General features: G+C 59.6%; 17 protein-coding genes and 3 tRNA genes. 1 reads left to right on the top strand and 19 read right to left on the bottom strand.

All coding sequences use genetic code 11. The annotated features are described in order from the left end of the window. Positions 1 to 732 precede the first annotated feature (732 nt). From ampE to AC1RMG_RS07285, 3 genes are all read right to left on the bottom strand, one after another. On the bottom strand, positions 733 to 1569 hold the full coding sequence (gene ampE, locus AC1RMG_RS07295; protein WP_011059211.1) for a regulatory signaling modulator protein AmpE: 837 nt from the start codon (positions 1567 to 1569) through the stop codon (positions 733 to 735). Further along, on the bottom strand, positions 1566 to 2126 hold the full coding sequence (gene ampD, locus AC1RMG_RS07290; RefSeq protein WP_011059210.1) for a 1,6-anhydro-N-acetylmuramyl-L-alanine amidase AmpD: 561 nt from the start codon (positions 2124 to 2126) through the stop codon (positions 1566 to 1568). Before ampD ends, ampE begins: the two co-directional genes overlap by 4 nt. Before the next feature lie 63 nt (positions 2127 to 2189). After that, positions 2190 to 4418 (bottom strand): DUF1631 domain-containing protein, encoded by a 2229-nt coding sequence (locus tag AC1RMG_RS07285; RefSeq protein WP_053149016.1) that lies wholly within the window; start codon positions 4416 to 4418, stop codon positions 2190 to 2192. A 363-nt stretch (positions 4419 to 4781) separates the two neighbouring features. On the opposite strand from AC1RMG_RS07285, the gene nadC reads away from it, so the two are divergent. Continuing rightward, positions 4782 to 5630 (top strand): carboxylating nicotinate-nucleotide diphosphorylase, encoded by an 849-nt coding sequence (nadC, locus tag AC1RMG_RS07280; RefSeq protein ID WP_015634124.1) that lies wholly within the window; start codon positions 4782 to 4784, stop codon positions 5628 to 5630. Positions 5631 to 5670: 40 nt separating this feature from the next. Here nadC and AC1RMG_RS07275 read toward each other — a convergent pair whose 3' ends face one another. From AC1RMG_RS07275 to folP, 16 genes are all read right to left on the bottom strand, one after another. Next, on the bottom strand, positions 5671 to 5967 hold the full coding sequence (locus AC1RMG_RS07275) for a DUF6388 family protein (protein ID WP_015634123.1): 297 nt from the start codon (positions 5965 to 5967) through the stop codon (positions 5671 to 5673). A gap of 321 nt (positions 5968 to 6288) precedes the next feature. Then, positions 6289 to 6819 carry a hypothetical protein gene (locus tag AC1RMG_RS07270; protein WP_065364627.1) on the bottom strand — a complete coding sequence of 177 codons (531 nt, stop codon included), beginning with the start codon at positions 6817 to 6819 and terminating at the stop codon, positions 6289 to 6291. 425 nt (positions 6820 to 7244) lie between these two features. Next, positions 7245 to 7320 (bottom strand) — tRNA-Thr (locus AC1RMG_RS07265). Positions 7321 to 7439: 119 nt separating this feature from the next. After that, positions 7440 to 9545 carry a polyribonucleotide nucleotidyltransferase gene (gene pnp, locus AC1RMG_RS07260; RefSeq protein WP_015634122.1) on the bottom strand — a complete coding sequence of 702 codons (2106 nt, stop codon included), beginning with the start codon at positions 9543 to 9545 and terminating at the stop codon, positions 7440 to 7442. A gap of 197 nt (positions 9546 to 9742) precedes the next feature. Continuing rightward, positions 9743 to 10012 carry a 30S ribosomal protein S15 gene (gene rpsO / locus AC1RMG_RS07255; RefSeq protein WP_011059205.1) on the bottom strand — a complete coding sequence of 90 codons (270 nt, stop codon included), beginning with the start codon at positions 10010 to 10012 and terminating at the stop codon, positions 9743 to 9745. Between the two features lie 115 nt (positions 10013 to 10127). Further along, complete coding sequence (gene truB / locus AC1RMG_RS07250; protein ID WP_011059204.1) at positions 10128 to 11045, bottom strand: tRNA pseudouridine(55) synthase TruB; 918 nt, start codon at positions 11043 to 11045, stop codon at positions 10128 to 10130. 3 nt (positions 11046 to 11048) lie between these two features. Continuing rightward, positions 11049 to 11450, bottom strand: coding sequence for a 30S ribosome-binding factor RbfA (gene rbfA, locus AC1RMG_RS07245; protein ID WP_011059203.1), 402 nt, complete (start codon positions 11448 to 11450; stop codon positions 11049 to 11051). Between the two features lie 159 nt (positions 11451 to 11609). Beyond that, positions 11610 to 14126, bottom strand: a complete 2517-nt coding sequence (gene infB, locus AC1RMG_RS07240; protein ID WP_011059202.1) for a translation initiation factor IF-2 — start codon at positions 14124 to 14126, stop codon at positions 11610 to 11612. Positions 14127 to 14153: 27 nt separating this feature from the next. Beyond that, positions 14154 to 15635 (bottom strand): transcription termination factor NusA, encoded by a 1482-nt coding sequence (gene nusA / locus AC1RMG_RS07235; protein WP_011059201.1) that lies wholly within the window; start codon positions 15633 to 15635, stop codon positions 14154 to 14156. 47 nt (positions 15636 to 15682) lie between these two features. Continuing rightward, positions 15683 to 16141, bottom strand: a complete 459-nt coding sequence (gene rimP, locus AC1RMG_RS07230) for a ribosome maturation factor RimP (protein ID WP_041120545.1) — start codon at positions 16139 to 16141, stop codon at positions 15683 to 15685. Positions 16142 to 16271: 130 nt separating this feature from the next. After that, a tRNA-Met gene (locus tag AC1RMG_RS07225) sits at positions 16272 to 16348 on the bottom strand. Positions 16349 to 16444: 96 nt separating this feature from the next. Continuing rightward, positions 16445 to 16530, bottom strand: a tRNA-Leu gene (locus AC1RMG_RS07220). Between the two features lie 29 nt (positions 16531 to 16559). After that, positions 16560 to 16943: a preprotein translocase subunit SecG gene (gene secG, locus AC1RMG_RS07215; RefSeq protein WP_123577437.1), complete on the bottom strand. Its 384-nt coding sequence runs from the start codon at positions 16941 to 16943 to the stop codon at positions 16560 to 16562. A gap of 4 nt (positions 16944 to 16947) precedes the next feature. Continuing rightward, positions 16948 to 17703, bottom strand: a complete 756-nt coding sequence (tpiA, locus tag AC1RMG_RS07210) for a triose-phosphate isomerase (protein WP_015634119.1) — start codon at positions 17701 to 17703, stop codon at positions 16948 to 16950. A 66-nt stretch (positions 17704 to 17769) separates the two neighbouring features. Then, positions 17770 to 19107 (bottom strand): phosphoglucosamine mutase, encoded by a 1338-nt coding sequence (gene glmM, locus AC1RMG_RS07205; RefSeq protein ID WP_019095644.1) that lies wholly within the window; start codon positions 19105 to 19107, stop codon positions 17770 to 17772. Positions 19108 to 19123: 16 nt separating this feature from the next. After that, entirely contained in the window at positions 19124 to 19975 is an 852-nt protein-coding gene (folP, locus tag AC1RMG_RS07200) for a dihydropteroate synthase (RefSeq protein ID WP_015634117.1), read from the bottom strand. Positions 19976 to 19979 lie beyond the last annotated feature (4 nt).

The following is a 19979-nucleotide window of genomic DNA, read 5'->3' as shown; positions in this document are numbered from 1 at the left end:
CGCGCTGCCCAGCAACTTGCCGATCAGGCCGCTTTTGTTCAGCAGCGAGCTTTCCACTTGCTGGGTCTTGAAGGCGGCAATCAGCTCATCGCGCTTGGCGTTGAAGACCTCCACCTGCTGTGGGTCCGTGGTCACCGCCTGCAAGGCCTGCAGGCGTTCCAGCACGGATTTCTCCAGGGCCACGATCTTGCCTTCCAGGTCCCCTGCCTTGCCGGACTGACCGAGGCTGGCGTTGATCTGCACCAGGTTATTGAGGGTTTCCAGGTCTCGGCGCAGGGCCAGGCTGCTGCCCAGCAGGTCGAGGCTTTGCAGTTCGACCCGGGTGCCCTGGAATTCGCGGTAGGAGTCGCGCACCAGATAGAAGTTGGTCACCAGCATGGGTAGAAAGAACAGCACGCTGATCAGGCTGAACTTCATGCCGAAGCTCAGGCGGTTCATCAGCGCGACAGCGGGATAGAGCAAGCTCTTCACAAAGAAGTCTCCCTTTTCTTTTATTGTTATTGGCAGGCAGGCGAAGGCAGCAGATAGCCACTATTCGGCGCTCCGTCTGTATAGCTCAATTTCGTGGGAGGTTTTGTAACTTAAAGTTAACCGCCAGCGCGGCATCCAGGGGACGCTCGCGGGCTGTGGCGAGGGAGCTTGCTGCCGATCGAAGGCGCAGCCGTCGCACTCTCTGCGATGCGCTGCGCCAGAAAACCCTCGGTGGGCGGTTGGGGCCAGCCCTTGGTCACCTCAGGCCAGGACGGTCCACAGGGCAAAGCCGGCGTACCAGAGCACCGCCGCCCGCAACAACAGCTCCCAGATACGATCCAGGCTGTTGATACCTTCGGGCCCGACTTCCGGCGGCGGGATTTCCGCGGCCACCAGGCCGACCTTTTCCACCAACTGCGCGGCACCGATATGCCAGTTGAGCAACTCGTGGAGCATCACCCGGCCGACTGCGACAAAGTTGCCCACCAGGGCAAAACTCGCCGCCAGCAGGCGCACCGGCAACCAGTCGAAGGCATGTCGCAACTGCCCCGCGCGTTCGACCAGGGCGGGGTTCTTGCCATGTTCGGCGGCGAGAGCCAACAGGCGATAGCTCAGGGCCGCTACCGGCCCCAGCAGGAAGTACCAGAAGATCACCGCGAAGAAACTCTGGAAGGCCTGCCACAGCAGGTGGCCCTGCACTCGCTCCAGCAGTTGTTCGCCATTTTCGGCGCAGATGCCCAGGTCACGTTCTGCGACATGGGCTGCCGCTTGCAGATCCTCACGCCGCCAGGCGTCACGGAACGGGCCCAGTTCACCCAGCAGATCGCCGCGACCCAGGGCGTAGATCACCACCAGCAGGTGCACCGGCAGCGCCAGCAAGCCATAGGCGATGGGCTCCAGCACCAGCAGCAACAGCCCGAGCAGCGCCACCGGCAGCAACACCATGACGATCAGCAGCCACCACGGATGCCCGGCCATACGCGGGCTCGACTCCAGACGCGCCAATTCCCCCAGCCACCAGCCATCACGCTGCACCCGCTGGCGCAGGGCCGAGAACTTCTCGATCCACACCGCCAACAGCAACACCAGAAAACTCATTGTCCTTCCCCCTTCTCCAAGGCGGCACGAAAGCGTGCCCAGTCGAATCCCGGGCCCGGGTCGGTCTTGCGCCCGGGTGCGATGTCGCTATGCCCGCAGATCCGTTGTGGCGTGATGTCGCTGAAGGCCCGCCGCAGTTGCCTGCTCAGGCTGATCAACGAGTGATATTGAGCATCGCTGAAAGGCTGATCATCGGTGCCTTCCAGTTCGATGCCCAGGGAAAAGTCGTTGCACGTCTCACGCCCCTGGAAACTCGAGACACCGGCATGCCAGGCCCGATCCAGGCAGGAAACGAATTGGGTGACGGCGCCGTCACGCTCGATCAGAAAATGCGCAGAAACACGCAGATCGGCGATCCCGGCAAAATAGGGATGCTCTGTGACATCAAGGCGATTCTGGAAGAATTCCTGCACCTTGCCGGTGCCGAACTGCCCCGGCGGCAGGCTGATGTTGTGAATCACCAGCAGGGAAATCTCGCCCGCCGGACGTTCATTGAAATTGGGTGACGGGCAATGCCGTACGCCATGACACCACCCCGTGGCAGGGTCCAGCCGCATACCGATTCCTTCAACTAAAGCCTTGGGTGGCCCAGTATGCCGCGTTATCCCCTCGGGTTGCGATCACTTGCCGTGATTGAGTCGCTGCAGGTTGCCGATCACCGATTCCAGGGCGCGGTCGAACAGCAGGGTGTCATCCAGGGCGCGCACTGCGCCGCGCTGGAACTCCAGGGCCAGGCCCATGCGCGTACGCTCCAGCACCTTCATGCCGGTGCGGTTGACGAACACGTATTTGGCCACCGGATGGGGAACAATCGCCGCCAGTTTGCAGCGCAGGGTGTTGTCCTCGTCCTCCAGGAATTCGACCCAGGCCCCAAGCCGCAGTTGGTCCACCCATTGCACGCTGGGGTCGTTGGCCGGCAACGCCAGCGGCGCGACTTCCAGCGGGCCCTCTTCAGCACTGGGCAGGACAATCTCTTCGGCCACCACGATCATGTGTGCAGGGTCTGCTTCCAGGACGGCACCCTGCAGTTGCGGGGCCTGAGCCTCGCGCTCGAATGCCTGCAAGTGCAGGAGCTCCAGCTGGCTGAAGAACTCGCTGGTAGCGAAAGGATCGAAAGCCGCCGCGCTCAAACCCTCGCGCAGGCCCTTGAGCAACCCCGGCACCAGCGCCAGCAAGCGCATGGCAGTATCCGGCTGTTCATGGCGCTGCACGCTCCAGATCAGCTCCAGCAGGGTCTGCTCCGCAGTTTGCCACTCTGGCGAGTCGTCGCCGTGCTTGAGGCAACTGAGCAGCATCACCTGACTCCAGGCTTCGCGGACAAAATCCACCACCTTCTGCGGCAACACCTTGCCCAGCAGGGCGTCATTCAGGGCCTGCTCTACCCGGCGCCGGGCCAGTTCGGCCCTGGCCCGCCCTTCCTCGGCGTCACGGGTACGCTGCTCCAGCAACTCAGCGCGACGCCGCTCGTCGGCAGTGAAGGCCAGGAAGTCCGCCAGCAGCTCGGAGAAGATCGCCGGGTCATCGCTGAACTCGCTGAGCAGGCGTTGCACCACTTGCTCGATCCGCAGGTACAGACTGTCGCGCTGGTGGTCATCGCAACCGCCCCAGCCCATGGCTGCAGCGGCGATCTCATTGAGCAGGCGCCGGGCCGGGTGATTGCCGCGGCTGAAGAAACTCTTGTCCAGCACCGCCACCTTGAGCATGGGAATCTGCAGGCGGCCAATCAGCGCCTTGAGCGAGTCCGGCAGGTTGCGGTCATCGAGAATGCATTCGAAGAGCATGGCGATCAGGTTGATCACGTCTTCATCGGCCACATCCACCACCCGGGATTTGCCGCTCTTGACGCTGACCCGGGTGAGCAATTGTTCCAACTGGTTGCGCAGGTCGAAATCGTCCTGGGCGCTGGGCGCCGGCACGTATTGCTGCAGGTGCGACAGCAGGCGCATGAGGTCGCGGGTGGAAATCGGCTGGGTTTCGGCGCTGGCTTCCAGGGTCGGCGCCACGCTGCCACGCACATGAAACAGCAGGGTCTGCAGGGCGGCGAAAACTTCCTGCACGCTCTCGTCGAGCTGCGACTGGCTGGATTTCGCCGTGCCCCCCTCGGTCGCTGACGCACGGGCCTCGGCCTGGGCTCGATCGGCCGCCCGGCGGGCCGGAGCAGGCATCAGTTCCGGCAGGATCCCGGTGGCGATCAGCAGTTGGTTGGCTTCGGCATAGAGTTGTTCGGCATCGCTGAGCACATAACGCTCGAACAACTTGAGGATGATCAGCTTGACCTTGATTTCCACCCCCAGGCTGCGCCCGGCCTGGAGGAAATACTCGCAGAGCAGCGCCGGCCCCAGGGGGTTGTCCCCATCCACCAGGCGCCGTCCCAGCAGCACACTCAGGCGCTCCGTCAACTGCCCCAGGGCGAAGCCATCACGGTTGAGCACCTTGGCCACCATGGCATCCACCGCGACGGTCTTTTCCAGGTCATCGTGGGACGGATCCAGTGATGGGTCGTAGACCACGGCATGGGGAATGGCCAGGGCCGGGTCATACTGCACCAGGCAGGCAAAAGCCTGGAAGAACGCCTCCAGGAAACCGCGCTCGATGCTCTTGCGCTTCAGCCGCAGGTCGCGCATGGCTTCGAAGAGGGTGTTTTGCTCGACGTTGTTGCGGGCCCGATCGGCCATTTCGAACAGGGTGTCATCAGCGTTATCAAACAGTTCCTGCAAGCCGTGGCGCAATTGTTGGGCGGCCTTGTCTCGGACCTGAAGCAGAATCACAGGCAGGCGGGCAAGCGGCGAAGCGGTCGCCTGATCTGTAGCGGCCTTGTGCAAAGGCACTACATTCCCGTCGTTGTGCATCCAAGCCTCCTGGAAAGGTGTTTCTTCGGTTCGAGATCAAGATTCAGTCAAGCCGACGACGCTCACAGCCGGCTCTCAGCGGAGGCGCATGCACTCCACTGCACTTCATTTAGGGGGAAGCCAAAGACACGTCAAAGCTATGACGTCAATTACAAGTCATATTATCTTGTAAAAGTCCCCTCTTGCGCCAGCAGACTCTGTGGCCTCCTCCGAAATAACCCCTAGCGACTCAAGAAAAGTCACTCCTATTCATCAGACAAAGCCATCCAGGACAGGTTCGCCAATGCCTTGCAGGCATTTGCCACCTTGGGTTCGCTGATCCCCTGGCCCTATAATCGGCGCACTTTGTTTGTGGAGCCCGTTATGCCGAATCTACGCCTCGCCGACCTGACCGCCGAAATCGAAGCCAACGTGCGCCGTGCGTTGCTGGAAGACATCGGCAGCGGCGACATCACCGCGCAACTGATCCCGGCCGAACGTCTGGCCAAGGCCACCATCATTACCCGCGAAGCCGCAGTAGTCGCCGGCACCGCCTGGGTCGATGCGGTCTTTCGCCAGCTGGACCCGCGGGTCGCTGTGCACTGGCAAGTGGCCGACGGTGAGCGGGTGGTGCCCAACCAGGTGCTTTTCCACCTCGAAGGCCCAGCCCGCTCGCTGCTCACCGGCGAGCGCAGTGCCCTGAACTTTCTGCAACTGCTGTCCGGCGTGGCCACCCGCGCGCGGTACCTGGCGGACTTTGTCGCCGATACCCAGGTCAAGCTGCTGGATACCCGCAAGACCCTGCCGGGGCTGCGCCTGGCACAGAAGTACGCGGTCACCTGCGGCGGTTGCCACAACCACCGCATCGGCCTGTATGACGCCTTCCTGATCAAGGAAAACCATATCGCTGCCTGCGGCGGTATCGCCCAGGCCATCAGCGCCGCCCACAGGATCGCCCCGGGCAAGCCGGTGGAAGTGGAAGTGGAAAGCCTGGAGGAACTGAAGGAGGCCCTGGCCGCCGGAGCCGACATCATCATGCTCGACGAACTGAGCCTGGACGACATGCGCGAGGCCGTGCGCCTGAACGCCGGCAAGGCCAAGCTGGAAGCCAGTGGCGGGATCAACGAAAGCACCTTGCGCCCGATCGCCGAGACCGGGGTGGATTACATTTCCATCGGTGCCATGACCAAGGACGTGAAAGCGCTGGACCTGTCCATGCGCTTGAGCCTCTGAGCCATGAAAAACGCCAGCCTGGTTCAGGCTGGCGTCGTGCTCAACCGTCGATCTCGTTGAGCTGCAGATAGTCCTCCAGGTCCATGCCCAGCGCTTCAGCAACTTCCTGATGCACCTCCAGGCGCATGGCCTTCAGTTCCTCCGGTGTTTCTGCCACCAGATCGAGCACCAGTTCCCATGGCTCTATGCCGCGGGATTCCGCCTCGTCCTCGAACGCCCATTGCGCCTGCTGCTTCTGCTCTTCCGGGCTCAGGGCGCTGATTTCCTCTTGCAAGGAAGGCGTGGCAGCCAGGTACCTTTCAAGCGCTACGTCGATTCTTGCCTCTTTAGGAATCATCTCGTTCTCTCTGATCGTGGGAATGGAAGATGGATCTGGATCGTTGGGATCTCTCTGCCGCAAAAAACCGTTGTGAACTTCGATTTATCTGGCCTTCAGAACCATTCTGGATCATCTGAAAACAGCATGCTGGTACTCAGACAGGGACCGAATATAGGACCTTTGGTCCACGATTTATATGACCTGATGCACCCATTGGAGAAAAACTCCGGGTTTTCCAAGCCTTCAGCAGACGCCAGCCCGGCAGAACCCTCAGAGAACGAGATTTCGCAAATGCAGCCGCAGCGATATTTCATGCCGGTGTTTCACCAGGTTACGGAGCTAGGACCCCACAGCCGTAGCTGTTCCTTTTCTCAAGCAAGCTCCTGTCTGCCCGACATCGATAAGCCTTCTTAGATTATCGAGAATATCGAACTCCTTTACTTCTCCATCCTTGGCTATGAGGATCCCGGCTCTAGTCAGCCATAGATACCCTTCCTTGCTTTGATTAGGGATGACAGTAACTACGAAATTCAATGTCGGACTCTCTGGACGACTCTCCGGCACCTTGGTCTCAGTGAAATTGAAAGTCAGTTCATTATCATCGCCTGGTGAAACGCTTTGCGCGCTGACAACAGGCAGCCGAGCCCTTGAAGCAGCAGGAAACTCAGCGGAATACAACACACTTCCTCCCTGTACCTGCTTGGTTATTCTTAAGAAATATTGCTCCAGGTCTTTGGTATTCGTTGGCGTCGTGCAGTCTTCGCCTTCAGCGGCAAAATATTCCCCCTCAAACTCATAAGAGGGTCCTTTCTCACAGGCTGCAAGGGACAGCGACACTACGCCGGCCAAAGCCAACTTCCACTTCTTCACACCGGTCACTCCATGATTTGCGGGCGTCATTATGCGCAATGCCCCTGGCTGCTACCACCCGGTTCATGACCCGCACAGGTGTGAGCAACTGGGCACTAACCTCGTCCAGACACAAAAACACCGAAACCAGATAACCCCGAGCAAACCGCTTAAAACTCGGTACAGGATGCTGAGTACAGGCGCGGAAAGTCTTCGTTGATAGAAGTCTCTCTGGCTGCTAAATCCGCATAAACAATGAGGAGCACGTCCACAAACAACTATAGGAGCGCTCAATTGAATAGCACCGGGAACCTCTGAAACTTCCAGGGCACACTTTTGCGGGTGCCTCGTAGTTTCCTGCCTTTCAAGGGTGCTCATTCAAAGCCTGGCGAACTTTGTTGGGAGGGTGGGTTTAGACAGCCATAAACTGCTCTCAACCCGAAATGTGGTGCCGGAGACAGGAATCGAACCTGCGACCTTCGCGTTACGAGTGCGCTGCTCTACCGACTGAGCTACACCGGCGTGGGCTAAAACCTAGCACCAGCGCCCCGGGCCGGCAACCGAGCGGCTTTTATTGCAGATAGCAAAACGCCCCGAACCAGTCGGGGCGTCTGCTTGTTCAGCGTGAGGCTAAAGGGTGATTAAACGCCCGAAGCCTTGGCTGCTGCCACGTCTTTGATGGACAGCTTGATACGGCCGCGGTTGTCCACGTCCAGTACCAGCACTTCCACTTCCTGACCTTCTTTCAGGATGTCGGTGACTTTCTCAACGCGAGCGTCGCTCAGCATGGAGATGTGCACCAGACCGTCCTTGCCCGGCAGGATGTTGACGAAGGCACCGAAATCGACGATGCGCTCAACCTTGCCGACGTAGATCTTGCCGATCTCGGCTTCCGCGGTGATGCCCAGAACGCGCTGACGCGCGGCCTCTGCAGCTTCCTTGGTTTCGCCGAAGATCTTGATCGAGCCGTCGTCTTCGATGTCGATCGAAGCCTTGGTTTCTTCACAGATCGCGCGGATGGTGGCGCCGCCTTTACCGATGACGTCACGGATCTTGTCGGTGTCGATCTTCATCGCGATCATGGTCGGAGCGTTGGCCGACAGCTCGGTACGGGACTGACCGATGATCTGGTTCATCTGACCGAGGATGTTCAGGCGAGCTTCCAGGGCCTGGCCCAGGGCGATCTCCATGATCTCTTCGGTGATGCCCTTGATCTTGATGTCCATCTGCAGCGCGGTGACGCCTTTGGCGGTACCGGCTACCTTGAAGTCCATGTCGCCCAGGTGGTCTTCGTCACCCAGGATGTCGGTCAGGACTGCGAACTTCTCGCCTTCCTTGACCAGGCCCATGGCGATACCGGCAACCGGCGCCTTCATTGGTACACCAGCGTCCATCAGCGCCAGGGAAGCACCGCACACGGAAGCCATGGAGCTGGAACCGTTGGACTCGGTGATTTCCGATACTACGCGGATGGTGTAAGGGAACACGTCGGCGGCTGGCAGCATGGCCTGGACCGAGCGACGGGCCAGACGGCCGTGACCGATTTCACGACGACCAGCGCCGCCCATGCGACCACACTCGCCCACCGAGAACGGAGGGAAGTTGTAGTGCAGCATGAAGGGGTCTTTCTTCTCGCCTTCCAGGGTGTCCAGCAGCTGTGCGTCACGGGCAGTACCCAGGGTCGCAACCACCAGGGCCTGGGTTTCGCCACGGGTGAACAGGGCCGAACCGTGAGTCTTGGGCAGTACGCCGACTTCGATGTTCAGCGGACGTACGGTGCGGGTGTCGCGGCCGTCGATACGAGGCTTGCCGTTGACGATGTTTTCGCGAACGGTGCGGTATTCGATCTCGCCGAAAGCGGCTTTGACGTCGGACGCCGAAGGCTGGCCTTCTTCACCGGAGAGCTTGGCGACGACCTGGTCTTTCAGCTCGCCCAGGCGAGCGTAACGGTCGGCCTTGACGGTGATGGTGTAAGCCTGGGAGATGGCTTCGCCGAACTCGGCACGGATAGCGCCCAGCAGTTCGGTGGCTTCTGGGGCAGCAGCCCAGTCCCAGGTAGGCTTGGCAGCTTCGGCGGCCAGCTCTTTGACAGCCTTGATCACCGACTGGAATTCGTCGTGGGCGAACAGTACAGCGCCCAGCATCTGGTCTTCGGTCAGCTCTTTGGCTTCCGATTCAACCATCAGTACGGCTTCTTCGGTACCGGCCACGACCATGTCCAGGCTCGAAGCAGCCAGTTGCTCGTAGGTCGGGTTCAGCAGGTAGCCGGTGCTTTCGTGGAATGCCACGCGAGCGGCGCCGATCGGGCCGTCGAAAGGAATGCCGGAGATCGCCAGGGCAGCCGAGGTACCGATCATCGCAGCGATGTCCGGATCGGTCTTCTTGCTGGTGGAAACCACGGTGCAGACAACCTGCACTTCGTTCATGAAGCCTTCTGGGAACAGAGGGCGGATCGGACGGTCGATCAGACGCGAGGTCAGGGTTTCTTTCTCGGAAGGACGGCCTTCGCGCTTGAAGAAACCGCCAGGGATCTTACCGGCAGCGTAAGTCTTTTCCTGGTAGTGAACAGACAGAGGGAAGAAGCCCTTGCCTGGATCGGCTTGCTTGGCGCCAACCACGGTCACCAATACGCTGACGTCGTCGTCAACGGTGACCAATACTGCGCCGGAGGCCTGACGGGCGATACGGCCAGTCTCGAGGGTTACGGTCGACTGACCGAACTGGAATTTTTTGATTACCGGGTTCACGGTGTCCTACCTTCTTTGTGGCTCTTGGGGAAACTTGATTCTTGCGAAATTCTTGGGCAATGCGGGGAATCGGCCCAGCCTTTATTGTCCAGGTAAAACAGTGCAGCAGATAAAACTTGAGGCTGGAAGCCTGCCATACGCCGGCGGAAAAACCGCTGACGCATGGCAAACAACCAACCTCATAGCGCAATCGCTGATTAGCGACGCAGACCCAGACGACCGATCAGGGTGCTGTAACGGCTCAGGTCCTTGCCTTTCAGGTAGTCCAGCAGCTTACGACGCTGGTTTACCATGCGGATCAGGCCACGACGGGAGTGGTGGTCTTTACCGTTGGCTTTGAAGTGACCTTGCAGTTTGTTGATGTTGGCGGTCAGCAGTGCAACTTGCACTTCTGGCGAACCAGTGTCACCAACAGCTTGCTGGTAGTCGGTTACGATCTGAGCTTTTTCTTCAACGCTGAGTGCCATGTGGGCAATCCTTATATCAGGAAACTGTTCAAGAACAGTTTCAACAGGCCAGGGACAAATCCCTGTATCTATAAATGAGTAGTGACCGTGCCTGTTAACAGCCACCCTCGTCCGGTCATTCTGACCGAATCAGTCGACGCGGCGCGATGCGCCCGTCTTCGCTCACTTCACCGATACCGATGAAGCGACCGTTGTGATCCTGTACCCGCACCATGCCGAACTTCGGTGCATCCGGGGCACGTACCGGCTGGCCGTTGAGCCAGTAGAACGCGCTGTGCTCCGAGAACTGCAGCAGCGGCCAATCCAGCAGACCGCTGTCCGATGGCATCAGGAAGCGGTCTACCGCTTCGTTGCCGCCTTCGGCGTGCACGGCTTCAAGCTCTTCCAGGGTGACCGTCTGGGCCAGGCTGAAAGGTCCGGCCTGGGTCCGTCGCAGTTCTGCAACGTAGGCACCACAGCCGAGCTTTTCACCGATATCTTCCACCAGGGTGCGGATATAGGTGCCCTTGCTGCAGTCCACCGCCAGGCGAGCAGTGTCACCTTCGAAGGCGAGCAATTCCAAGCGCGCAATAGTAACAGAACGCGGTTCGCGCTCCACCACTTCCCCTGCACGAGCCAGTTTGTAGAGTGGCTGGCCATCGCGCTTGAGGGCCGAGTACATCGGCGGTATCTGCTTGATTTCGCCACGAAATTCCGGCAATACCGCCTCGATATCGGCACGACCAACGGTCACTTCGCGGGTCTGCAAAACTTCGCCTTCAGCGTCCGCGGTGGTGGTGGTCTTGCCCAACTGAGCCAGGGTTTCGTAACCCTTGTCGGAATCGAGCAGGTATTGCGAGAACTTGGTGGCCTCGCCAAAGCACAGCGGCAAAACGCCGGTGGCCAGGGGGTCGAGGCTACCGGTGTGGCCGGCCTTCTCGGCGTTGAGCAGCCAACGGACCTTCTGCAGCGCCGCGTTGGAGGTGAAGCCCAGCGGCTTGTCCAGGAGGATGATGCCGCTGACGTTACGACGGATACGCTTGACCTGAGCCACCGCTTACTCCTTGGCGTCTTCAGGGGCAGGCGCGTCGCCATGCTGGCTGTCTTCAGCCACGGCACGCTCGATCAGGGCCGACAGGTGCGCCCCGCGGGCCACACTCTCGTCGTAATGGAAGTGCAGTTGCGGCACGCTGCGCAGCTTCATTTCCTTGGCCAATTGCATGCGCAGGAAACCTGCCGCCGAGTTCAGCACCTTGATGCTCTGGGCGATTTGTTCGGCGTTTTCCTGGCCCATCACGGTGATGAAGATCTTCGCGTGGCCGACGTCGCGGCTGACTTCCACGGCGGTGATGGTCACCAGGCCGACGCGTGGATCCTTGACTTCACGACGGATCAGTTGCGCCAGTTCGCGCTGCATCTGATCACCGATACGTTGGGTACGGCTGTATTCTTTTGCCATGTCTTGTTACCTGTTACTGCCTCACGGTGAAACCCGTGTGGTCTGAAAGCGGCAAACGCCCGGCCTGGCAGAAGCCAGACCGGGCGTTGCGTTTAGAGGCCGCCGAGGGCGCCGTGCATTTGCATGCGAGCGGCCATCAGGGCTCTTGAAGTGCGCGAGTTAGAGGCTGCGAGCAACCTGGACCTTCTCGAAGACTTCGATCTTGTCGCCGACTTTGACGTCGTTGTAGCTCTTCACGCCGATACCGCATTCCATGCCGGCACGTACTTCAGAGGCGTCATCCTTGAAGCGGCGCAGGGATTCCAGCTCGCCTTCGAAGATAACGATGTCTTCACGCAGTACGCGGATTGGACGGTTACGGTGCACGACACCTTCGATGACCATGCAACCGGCGATCGCGCCAAACTTCGGCGAGCGGAACACGTCGCGAACTTCGGCAACACCCAGAATGTTCTCCCGAACGTCGCTGCCCAGCATACCGGTCAGGGCTTTCTTGACGTCTTCGATGATGTCGTAGATCACGTTGTAGTAACGCATATCCAGACCTTCCTGCTCGACGATCTTCCGTGCGCCGGCATCGGCACGCACGTTGAAGCCGAACAGTACAGCGTTGGAGGCCAGTGCCAGGTTGGCGTCGCTTTCGGTGATACCACCGACGCCGCCACCCACTACGCGCACTTGCACTTCGTCGTTGCCCAGGCCGTTCAGAGCGCCTTGCAGAGCTTCCAGCGAACCACGGACGTCGGATTTGAGGACGATGTTGAGCGTCTTCTTCTCTTCCTGGCCCATGCTTTCGAAGATGTTTTCCAGCTTGCCGGCGTGAGCACGGGCCAGCTTGACCTCGCGGAACTTGCCTTGACGGAACAGCGCCACTTCACGGGCTTTCTTCTCGTCGGCAACCACGCTCATCTCGTCGCCAGCGTCCGGAGTACCGTCCAGGCCGAGGATCTCGACCGGAATGGAAGGACCGGCTTCCTTGATTGGCTTGCCGTTCTCGTCGAGCATGGCGCGCACGCGGCCATAGTTCGAGCCGACCAGCACCATGTCGCCTTGACGCAGCGTACCGTCCTGAACCAGCACGGTAGCTACCGGGCCGCGGCCCTTGTCGAGGCGGGACTCGACCACGACACCACGGCCCGGGGCCGAAGGAGTCGCCTTGAGTTCTAGGACTTCGGCCTGCAGCAGAACAGCTTCCAGCAGGTCGTCGACACCGGTACCCATTTTCGCGGAGACCGGTACGAATGGAGTATCACCACCCCAGTCTTCCGACGTCACGCCGTGAACCGAAAGCTCACTGCGGATACGGTCCAGGTCGGCGCCCGGCTTGTCGATCTTGTTCACCGCAACCACCAGCGGAACGCCGGCAGCTTGTGCGTGCTGAACGGCTTCAACGGTCTGCGGCATCACGCCGTCGTCCGCTGCAACCACCAGGATCACGATGTCGGTGGCCTTGGCACCACGGGCACGCATGGCGGTAAACGCGGCGTGACCAGGGGTGTCGAGGAAGGTGACCATGCCGCGCTCGGTTTCTACGTGGTAGGCACCGATGTGCTGGGTGATGCCGCCGGCCTCGCCCGCGGCCACTTTGGCGCGACGGATGTAGTCCAGCAACGAGGTCTTACCGTGGTCAACGTGGCCCATTACGGTCACGACCGGCGCACGGGCAACCGCTTCACCTTCGAACTTCAGGGACTCGGCCAGGGAATCTTCCAGGGCGGTATCGCTGACCAAGGTCACTTTGTGGCCCAGTTCTTCAGCAACCAGCTGGGCAGTTTCCTGGTCCAGAACCTGGTTGATGGTGGCTGGAGTACCCAGCTTGAACATGAACTTGATGACTTCGGCAGCCTTGACCGACATCTGCTGGGCCAGTTCGCCCACAGTGATGGTCTCGCCGATCTGCACGTCACGTACCACTGGCCCGGTTGGGCTCTGGAAACCGTGAGCATTGCGCTTCTTCAGCTTGGCCTTGCCGCGACCACCACGACGGAAGCCATCGCTTTCTTCGTCGGTGGTACGTGGGGCAACGCGCGGAGCTGGGGCCTTTTCCTTGACCGAAGCACGATGCGGAGCATTTTTGCGCTCGCCATCGCCGCCACGACGGTTGTCGTCGTTGCGGGTCTTGTCCGGACGACGCTGTTCGTCTTTCTTGCGCGCGTCAGCTGCTGGAGCCGCAGTGGCCACCGGAGCTTCCTGCACAGGCTCGACTACAGGCGCTGGAGCAGGAGCTGCTGCTTGCGCAGCAACCGGCTCGGCAACCGGAGCAGGCTGGCGACGCGCTTCTTCTTCGGCGCGACGCTTGGCTTCTTCTTCAGCCTTCTGACGAGCAGCATTTTCTACTGCGCGACGTTCTTCCAGTTCGCGTTGACGCTCGGCTTCGATTTCTTCCGGGCTGCGCTGTACGAAGACTTTCTTCTTGCGCACTTCAACGCTGATGCTCTTGCTGCCAGCAACCCGCAGGGTGCTGGTGGTCTTGCGCTGCAAAGTAATTTTGCGTGGTTCTTCCACTTTCGCCTTGTGACTGCTTTTCAGGTGAGTCAGCAACGACTGCTTCTCACTGTCGCTCACATGTTCCTCGGCGGCGGTGTGCGGCAGACCTGCCTCACGCATCTGCTGCAGCAGGCGCTCTACCGGTGTTTTGACCTCATCGGCCAGTTGTTTCACCGTGACTTGCGTCATGCACTTCTCTCCTCAGGCCGCGCCTAATTACTCGAACCAGTGGGCTCGGGCGGCCATGATCAACTTGCCGGCACGATCATCGTCAATGCCGTCGATGTCGAGCAGGTCGTCAATAGACTGCTCGGCCAGGTCTTCGCGGGTAATTACGCCGCGCACCGCCAGTTCCATCGCCAAATCCTTGTCCATACCCTCAAGCGAGAGCAGGTCTTCGGCCGGATGGGCGTCTGCCAGCTTTTCCTCAGTAGCGATGGCTTTAGTCAACAAGCGATCCTTGGCCCGAGCGCGAAGCTCGTTGACGATGTCTTCGTCAAAGCCGTCGATGTTGAGCATTTCTTCCAGCGGTACGTAGGCAATCTCTTCCAGGCTGGTGAAGCCTTCATCAACCAGAACCTGTGCCAGTTCTTCATCGACTTCCAGCTCGTCGATGAAATTGCGCAGGATGTCGCCGGTTTCTGCTTGCTGCTTGGCCTGGATGTCCGATTCGGTCATCACGTTCAGGGTCCAGCCAGTCAGTTGGCTGGCCAGACGCACGTTCTGACCACCACGACCGATGGCTTGAGCCAGATTGTCTGCGCCAACGGCGATGTCCATGGCATGGGCATCTTCGTCGACGATAATTGCCGCGACTTCGGCCGGCGACATGGCGTTGATCACGAACTGCGCCGGGTTCTCATCCCACAGGACGATATCCACACGCTCGCCACCCAACTCACCGGAAACGGCCTGGACGCGCGAACCGCGCATACCAATGCACGCGCCCTGCGGGTCGATGCGCTTGTCCTTGGAGCGAACTGCGATCTTGGCCCGCGAACCCGGATCACGGGAGGCGGCCATTACTTCGATCAGGCCTTCGGCAATTTCCGGCACTTCGATACGGAACAGCTCGATCAGCATTTCCGGCGCGGTACGCGACAGGATCAGCTGCGGGCCGCGGTTCTCGGTGCGGATTTCCTTGAGCAGCGCGCGCAGGCGCACGCCAACCCGGAAAGTCTCACGGGAGATGATGTCTTCACGGGCCAGCAACGCCTCGGCGTTGTTACCCAGGTCGACGATCACGTTGTCACGTGTCACTTTTTTCACGGTGCCGGAGATGATTTCCCCCAGGCGCTCGCGATAGGCATCAACTACCTGTGCGCGCTCGGCTTCGCGAACCTTCTGCACGATGACCTGCTTGGCGGTCTGGGCAGCGATGCGGCCGAACTCGATGGATTCGATCTTTTCTTCGATCACATCACCGACTTTGGCGTCGGGATGGGTTTCGCGAGCCTTGCTCAACCAGGTCTCGACCGCTGGATCATCCAGGTCGGCTTCTTCGACCACCGTCCAGCGACGGAAAGTTTCGTAGGAACCGGTGTGGCGATTGATTTCCACACGCAGGTCTACTTCGTCCTCAAAACGCTTCTTGGTAGCAGTGGCCAGGGCCAGCTCCAGCGCTTCAAAAATTACGCTTGCCGGTACACCCTTTTCATTGGATACCGACTCAACAACCAGCAGTACTTCTTTGCTCATCGTACGCCTCGCCTTTCGCAAGCCATTGGATCCGCGGGATCCGCGTCTCAGTCAAAACTGGGAATTATGTTGGCCTTGTCGATCATATCGATCGGCAACAGGAACTCATGGTCATCCACTTGCACCACGACATCCTGTTCCTCCACCCCGCGGAGAAGGCCCTGAAAATTACGCCGACCTTCGAAGGGCGAGCGCAGTTTGATCTTCACTTGCTCACCGACATACTTGGCAAACTGTTCAAGAGTGAACAGTGGGCGTTCCATGCCAGGAGAGGAAACTTCAAGGGTGTATTCAACGGAGATCGGATCTTCTACGTCGAGAACACCACTGATCTGACGGCTGACGATGGCGCAATCGTCCACCAGCACGCCGCCTTCTTTATCGATATAAACTCGCAACAATGAGTGGCGACCCTGAGCCGAAAACTCAATACCCCAGCATTCATAGCCAAGGGCCACGACCACCGGGGCCAACAAGGCCTGCAACTGTTCTAGCTTGCTCGACACCTGAACCCCCTCGTGCATGCTTGTGCAAATAAAAAATGGGCGAAGCGCCCATCCCGGAAACGCCGTTGAATAGCGGCGTTGTAAAGTGTCCAGCTAACAAAAAGCCCCTGAAAAGGGGCTCCGCTAAAACTGGTTGCGGGGGCCGGATTTGAACCGACGACCTTCGGGTTATGAGCCCGACGAGCTACCAGACTGCTCCACCCCGCGACAAAGCTGGGGCGGAAGTATACGACTGATCCCTTTTTGGGTCAATGTAACCTTCCACCTACAAGAAAGCCCGCAACAGCGGGCTCTCCTGATAATTGGTACCGAGAAGGGGACTCGAACCCCTACACCCTATGGGCACAACCACCTCAAGGTTGCGTGTCTACCAATTCCACCACCTCGGCATAGACTACGTTACTGCGTGAAACTCTTCTTACTTCTGCTCTGGAGCTGGAGGTACGTCAGTCGCGCTGCTGGCCGACTTTTGCTCTTGGAGCACCGGGACATCATCAGAAGCCGGTTTTTGCTTTGGTACTTCAAGCACTGCTGGATCTGGCAAACCTACTTGAGTCAGCTGGTGAGCTTTCTCTTTAGCAAAGTAACCTAACCCCAAGCTGGTTATGAAGAAACCGGCGGCAAGTATAGCAGTAAACTTACTAAGAAAGGTAGAGGAACCTTGGCTTCCGAACACAGTATTTGAAGCACCTGCACCGAAAGACGCGCCAGCATCCGCACCTTTACCCTGCTGCAGCAAAACCAGAGCAACTACGCCCAGGGCACCCAGCAGATGAAAAACGACTACGACTGTTTCCAGCATTTTTTCAGTTTCCCGCGGCGCGACAGATCGCACCGAACTCATCTGCATTCAGGGAAGCTCCACCAATGAGCCCCCCATCGATATCCGGCATGCCGAACAGTTCGACCGCATTGGCCGCCTTCACGCTGCCGCCGTATAGAAGCCGCACACCTCGTGCCACTTCAGAATTTTCTGCCGCCAACTGCGCGCGGATAGCTGCGTGCACATCCTGCGCCTGCTGCGGTGTCGCAGTCAGCCCGGTACCAATGGCCCAGACCGGCTCGTAAGCGATAACAGCATTGGCGAACGCACCAACACCCAACTCTTCGATGATGCTGCCCAGCTGACGCCCGACAACCTCTAGAGTCTTCCCGGCTTCGCGCTGCTCGAGGGTCTCCCCTACGCACAGAACCGGCTTCAAGCCACAAGCCTGCGCCGCTGCGAACTTGCGATTGAGAGTCGCGTCACGCTCACCCATGATCAGGCGGCGCTCGGAGTGCCCAACCAGCACCAGGGAACAACCTGCATCCACCAACTGACTCGGGGCGATCTCGCCCGTCAATGCACCTTGCATGGATTCCACCGCAGAGTTCTGCGCGCCGACCTGAATCGACTTACCCTTCAAGCCATCAATCACTTGATTGATATGCAAGCAAGGCGGGAATACCGCGACATCAACACCGCTTGGCAAGGCCAGATGACGAAGGCCGTTGATCAGCTCAGCGACGCTGGCGCGGGTACCGTGCATCTTCCAGTTACCAGCTACCATAGGGCGACGCATGCTGTACCTCGTCGGTCAAAGTGGGCGCAGATGTTACCCAACCAAAACAACACTGGCAAGCCGAAATCAGGCAGAAACTTCAGCAACCAGTTTCGCCAGCTCTTCGGCGTAAGCGCGAACCTGAGCTTCGTCGTCGCCTTCAACCATCACGCGCACCAGAGGCTCGGTACCCGACTTGCGCAACAGAACCCGACCACGCCCAGCCATAGCGGCCGTGACACGCTCGCAAGCCTCTTTCACCGCAGGATGCTCGACCGGGTTCTCACCGCCGCCAAAGCGCACATTGACCAGCACCTGAGGACACTTGCGCAGCCCCTGACGGGACTGGGCCAGGCTTTCACCACGAGCCTTGAGCGCCATCAGCACCTGCAGCGCGGCAATGATCGCATCCCCGGTAGTAGCATGACGGAAGCACACGATGTGCCCGGAGTTTTCGCCACCTACCAGCCAATTGCGCTCCAGCAGCTCGGCGATCACATAACGGTCACCGACGTTGGCCCGGACAAAGGGGATACCCAAGTCCGCCAGGGCCAGCTCCAGCCCCAGGTTGCTCATGAGCGTTCCGACCACGCCGCCTTGCAGCTTGTCACGCTCATGCAGGTCGCGAGCGATGATGAACAGCAGCTCATCACCATCCACGATCGCACCAGTCTGATCGACCATCAGCACCCGGTCACCATCGCCATCAAAGGCGATCCCCAGGTCCGCATGCTCGGCCAGGACAGCCGCCTGCAATTGGCCCATGTGGGTCGAGCCGCAGTTCTCGTTGATGTTCAAGCCATTGGGTTGCGCGGACAGCACAGTGACCTGCGCCCCCAACTCGCGGAACACGCTTGGCGCCACCTTGTAGGTCGCACCATGAGCGCAGTCGAGAACAACTTTCAAACCAGCGAAGCTGGTGCTGGAAGGCACGCTGCTTTTGCAGAATTCGATATAACGCCCTGAAGCGTCGTTGATCCGCGACACCTTGCCGAGCTTGCTCGACTCCACCACGGTCATCGGCGCATCCAGCAACTCCTCGATCATCAGCTCGACCTCGTCAGGCAGTTTGGTGCCCTCACCCGAGAAGAACTTGATGCCGTTGTCATCATGAGGATTGTGCGAGGCACTGATAACGATGCCCGCCTCCGCATGGAAGGTACGCGTCAGGTAAGCAATGGCCGGAGTCGGCATCGGTCCCAGGAGCATCACATCGGCACCGGCTGCAGACAACCCGGCCTCCAGTGCAGACTCGAACATGTACCCGGAGATACGTGTGTCCTTGCCCACCAGCACGCGGCAGGCGCCCATGCTGCGAAATGCCATGCCGGCGGCCCAGCCGAGCTTGAGCATGAAATCAGGAGTGATAGGGAATTCGCCTACACGGCCGCGGATGCCGTCGGTGCCAAAGTATTTTTTAGTCATAAGTACTCCATCATTCTTATTCGGCGGATTCCACTGCCGCAATCATTCGCACCACATCCACGGTCTCGGCGACATCATGGACACGGATAATTTTCGCGCCCTTGGCCACTGCCAGCGCCGCTAGCGCCAGACTGCCGTGCAATCGCTCACCTACGGGGCGATTCAAGGCCTGGCCAATCATGCTCTTGCGCGACACCCCAACCAACAACGGGCGCCCAAGGGCATGCAAGGCATCCATATGCTTGAACAGGCTCAGGTTGTGTTGCAGGGTCTTGGCAAAGCCAAAGCCCGGATCGAGCACAATCCGCTCTGGACCGATGCCCACTGACGCACACTGGGCCATGCGCTCAACCAGGAACTCGGCAACCTCTCGGGTCACGTCCTGATAATGCGGGTTGTCCTGCATATCACCGGGCTCACCCAGCATGTGCATCAGACACACCGGCAAGCCAGTGGCCGCCGCCGCATCCAGGGCACCCTCCCGGCGCAATGAACGAACGTCATTGATCAGCCCTGCACCGAGGCGAGCGGTTTCACGCATCACCGCCGGTGTCGAGGTATCAACAGAAATGATCACATCCAACTCACGGTGGATGCGCTCGACCACAGGCGCGACTCGCTCCAACTCCTCCAGCGGCGATACCGCACGGGCACCCGGGCGAGTGGATTCGCCACCGACATCAATCAGCGTAGCACCGGCCGCAACCATGGCCTCGGCATGCTGCAAAGCCAGATCAAGCTGGCTGAAGCGGCCACCATCAGAGAAGGAGTCGGGAGTTACATTCAAGATGCCCATGACATGCGCACGGGCCAAATCAAGAACCCGGTTGCCGCAAGGCAACCGGGTGGAGGAAGGAACAGAAGTCATTTAA

This window comes from Pseudomonas sp. GW822-FHT04H02 (genome assembly GCF_058800645.1).
The sequence above is the reverse complement of the archived record's forward strand: the minus strand, read 5'-3'. Positions and strand labels throughout refer to the sequence as shown.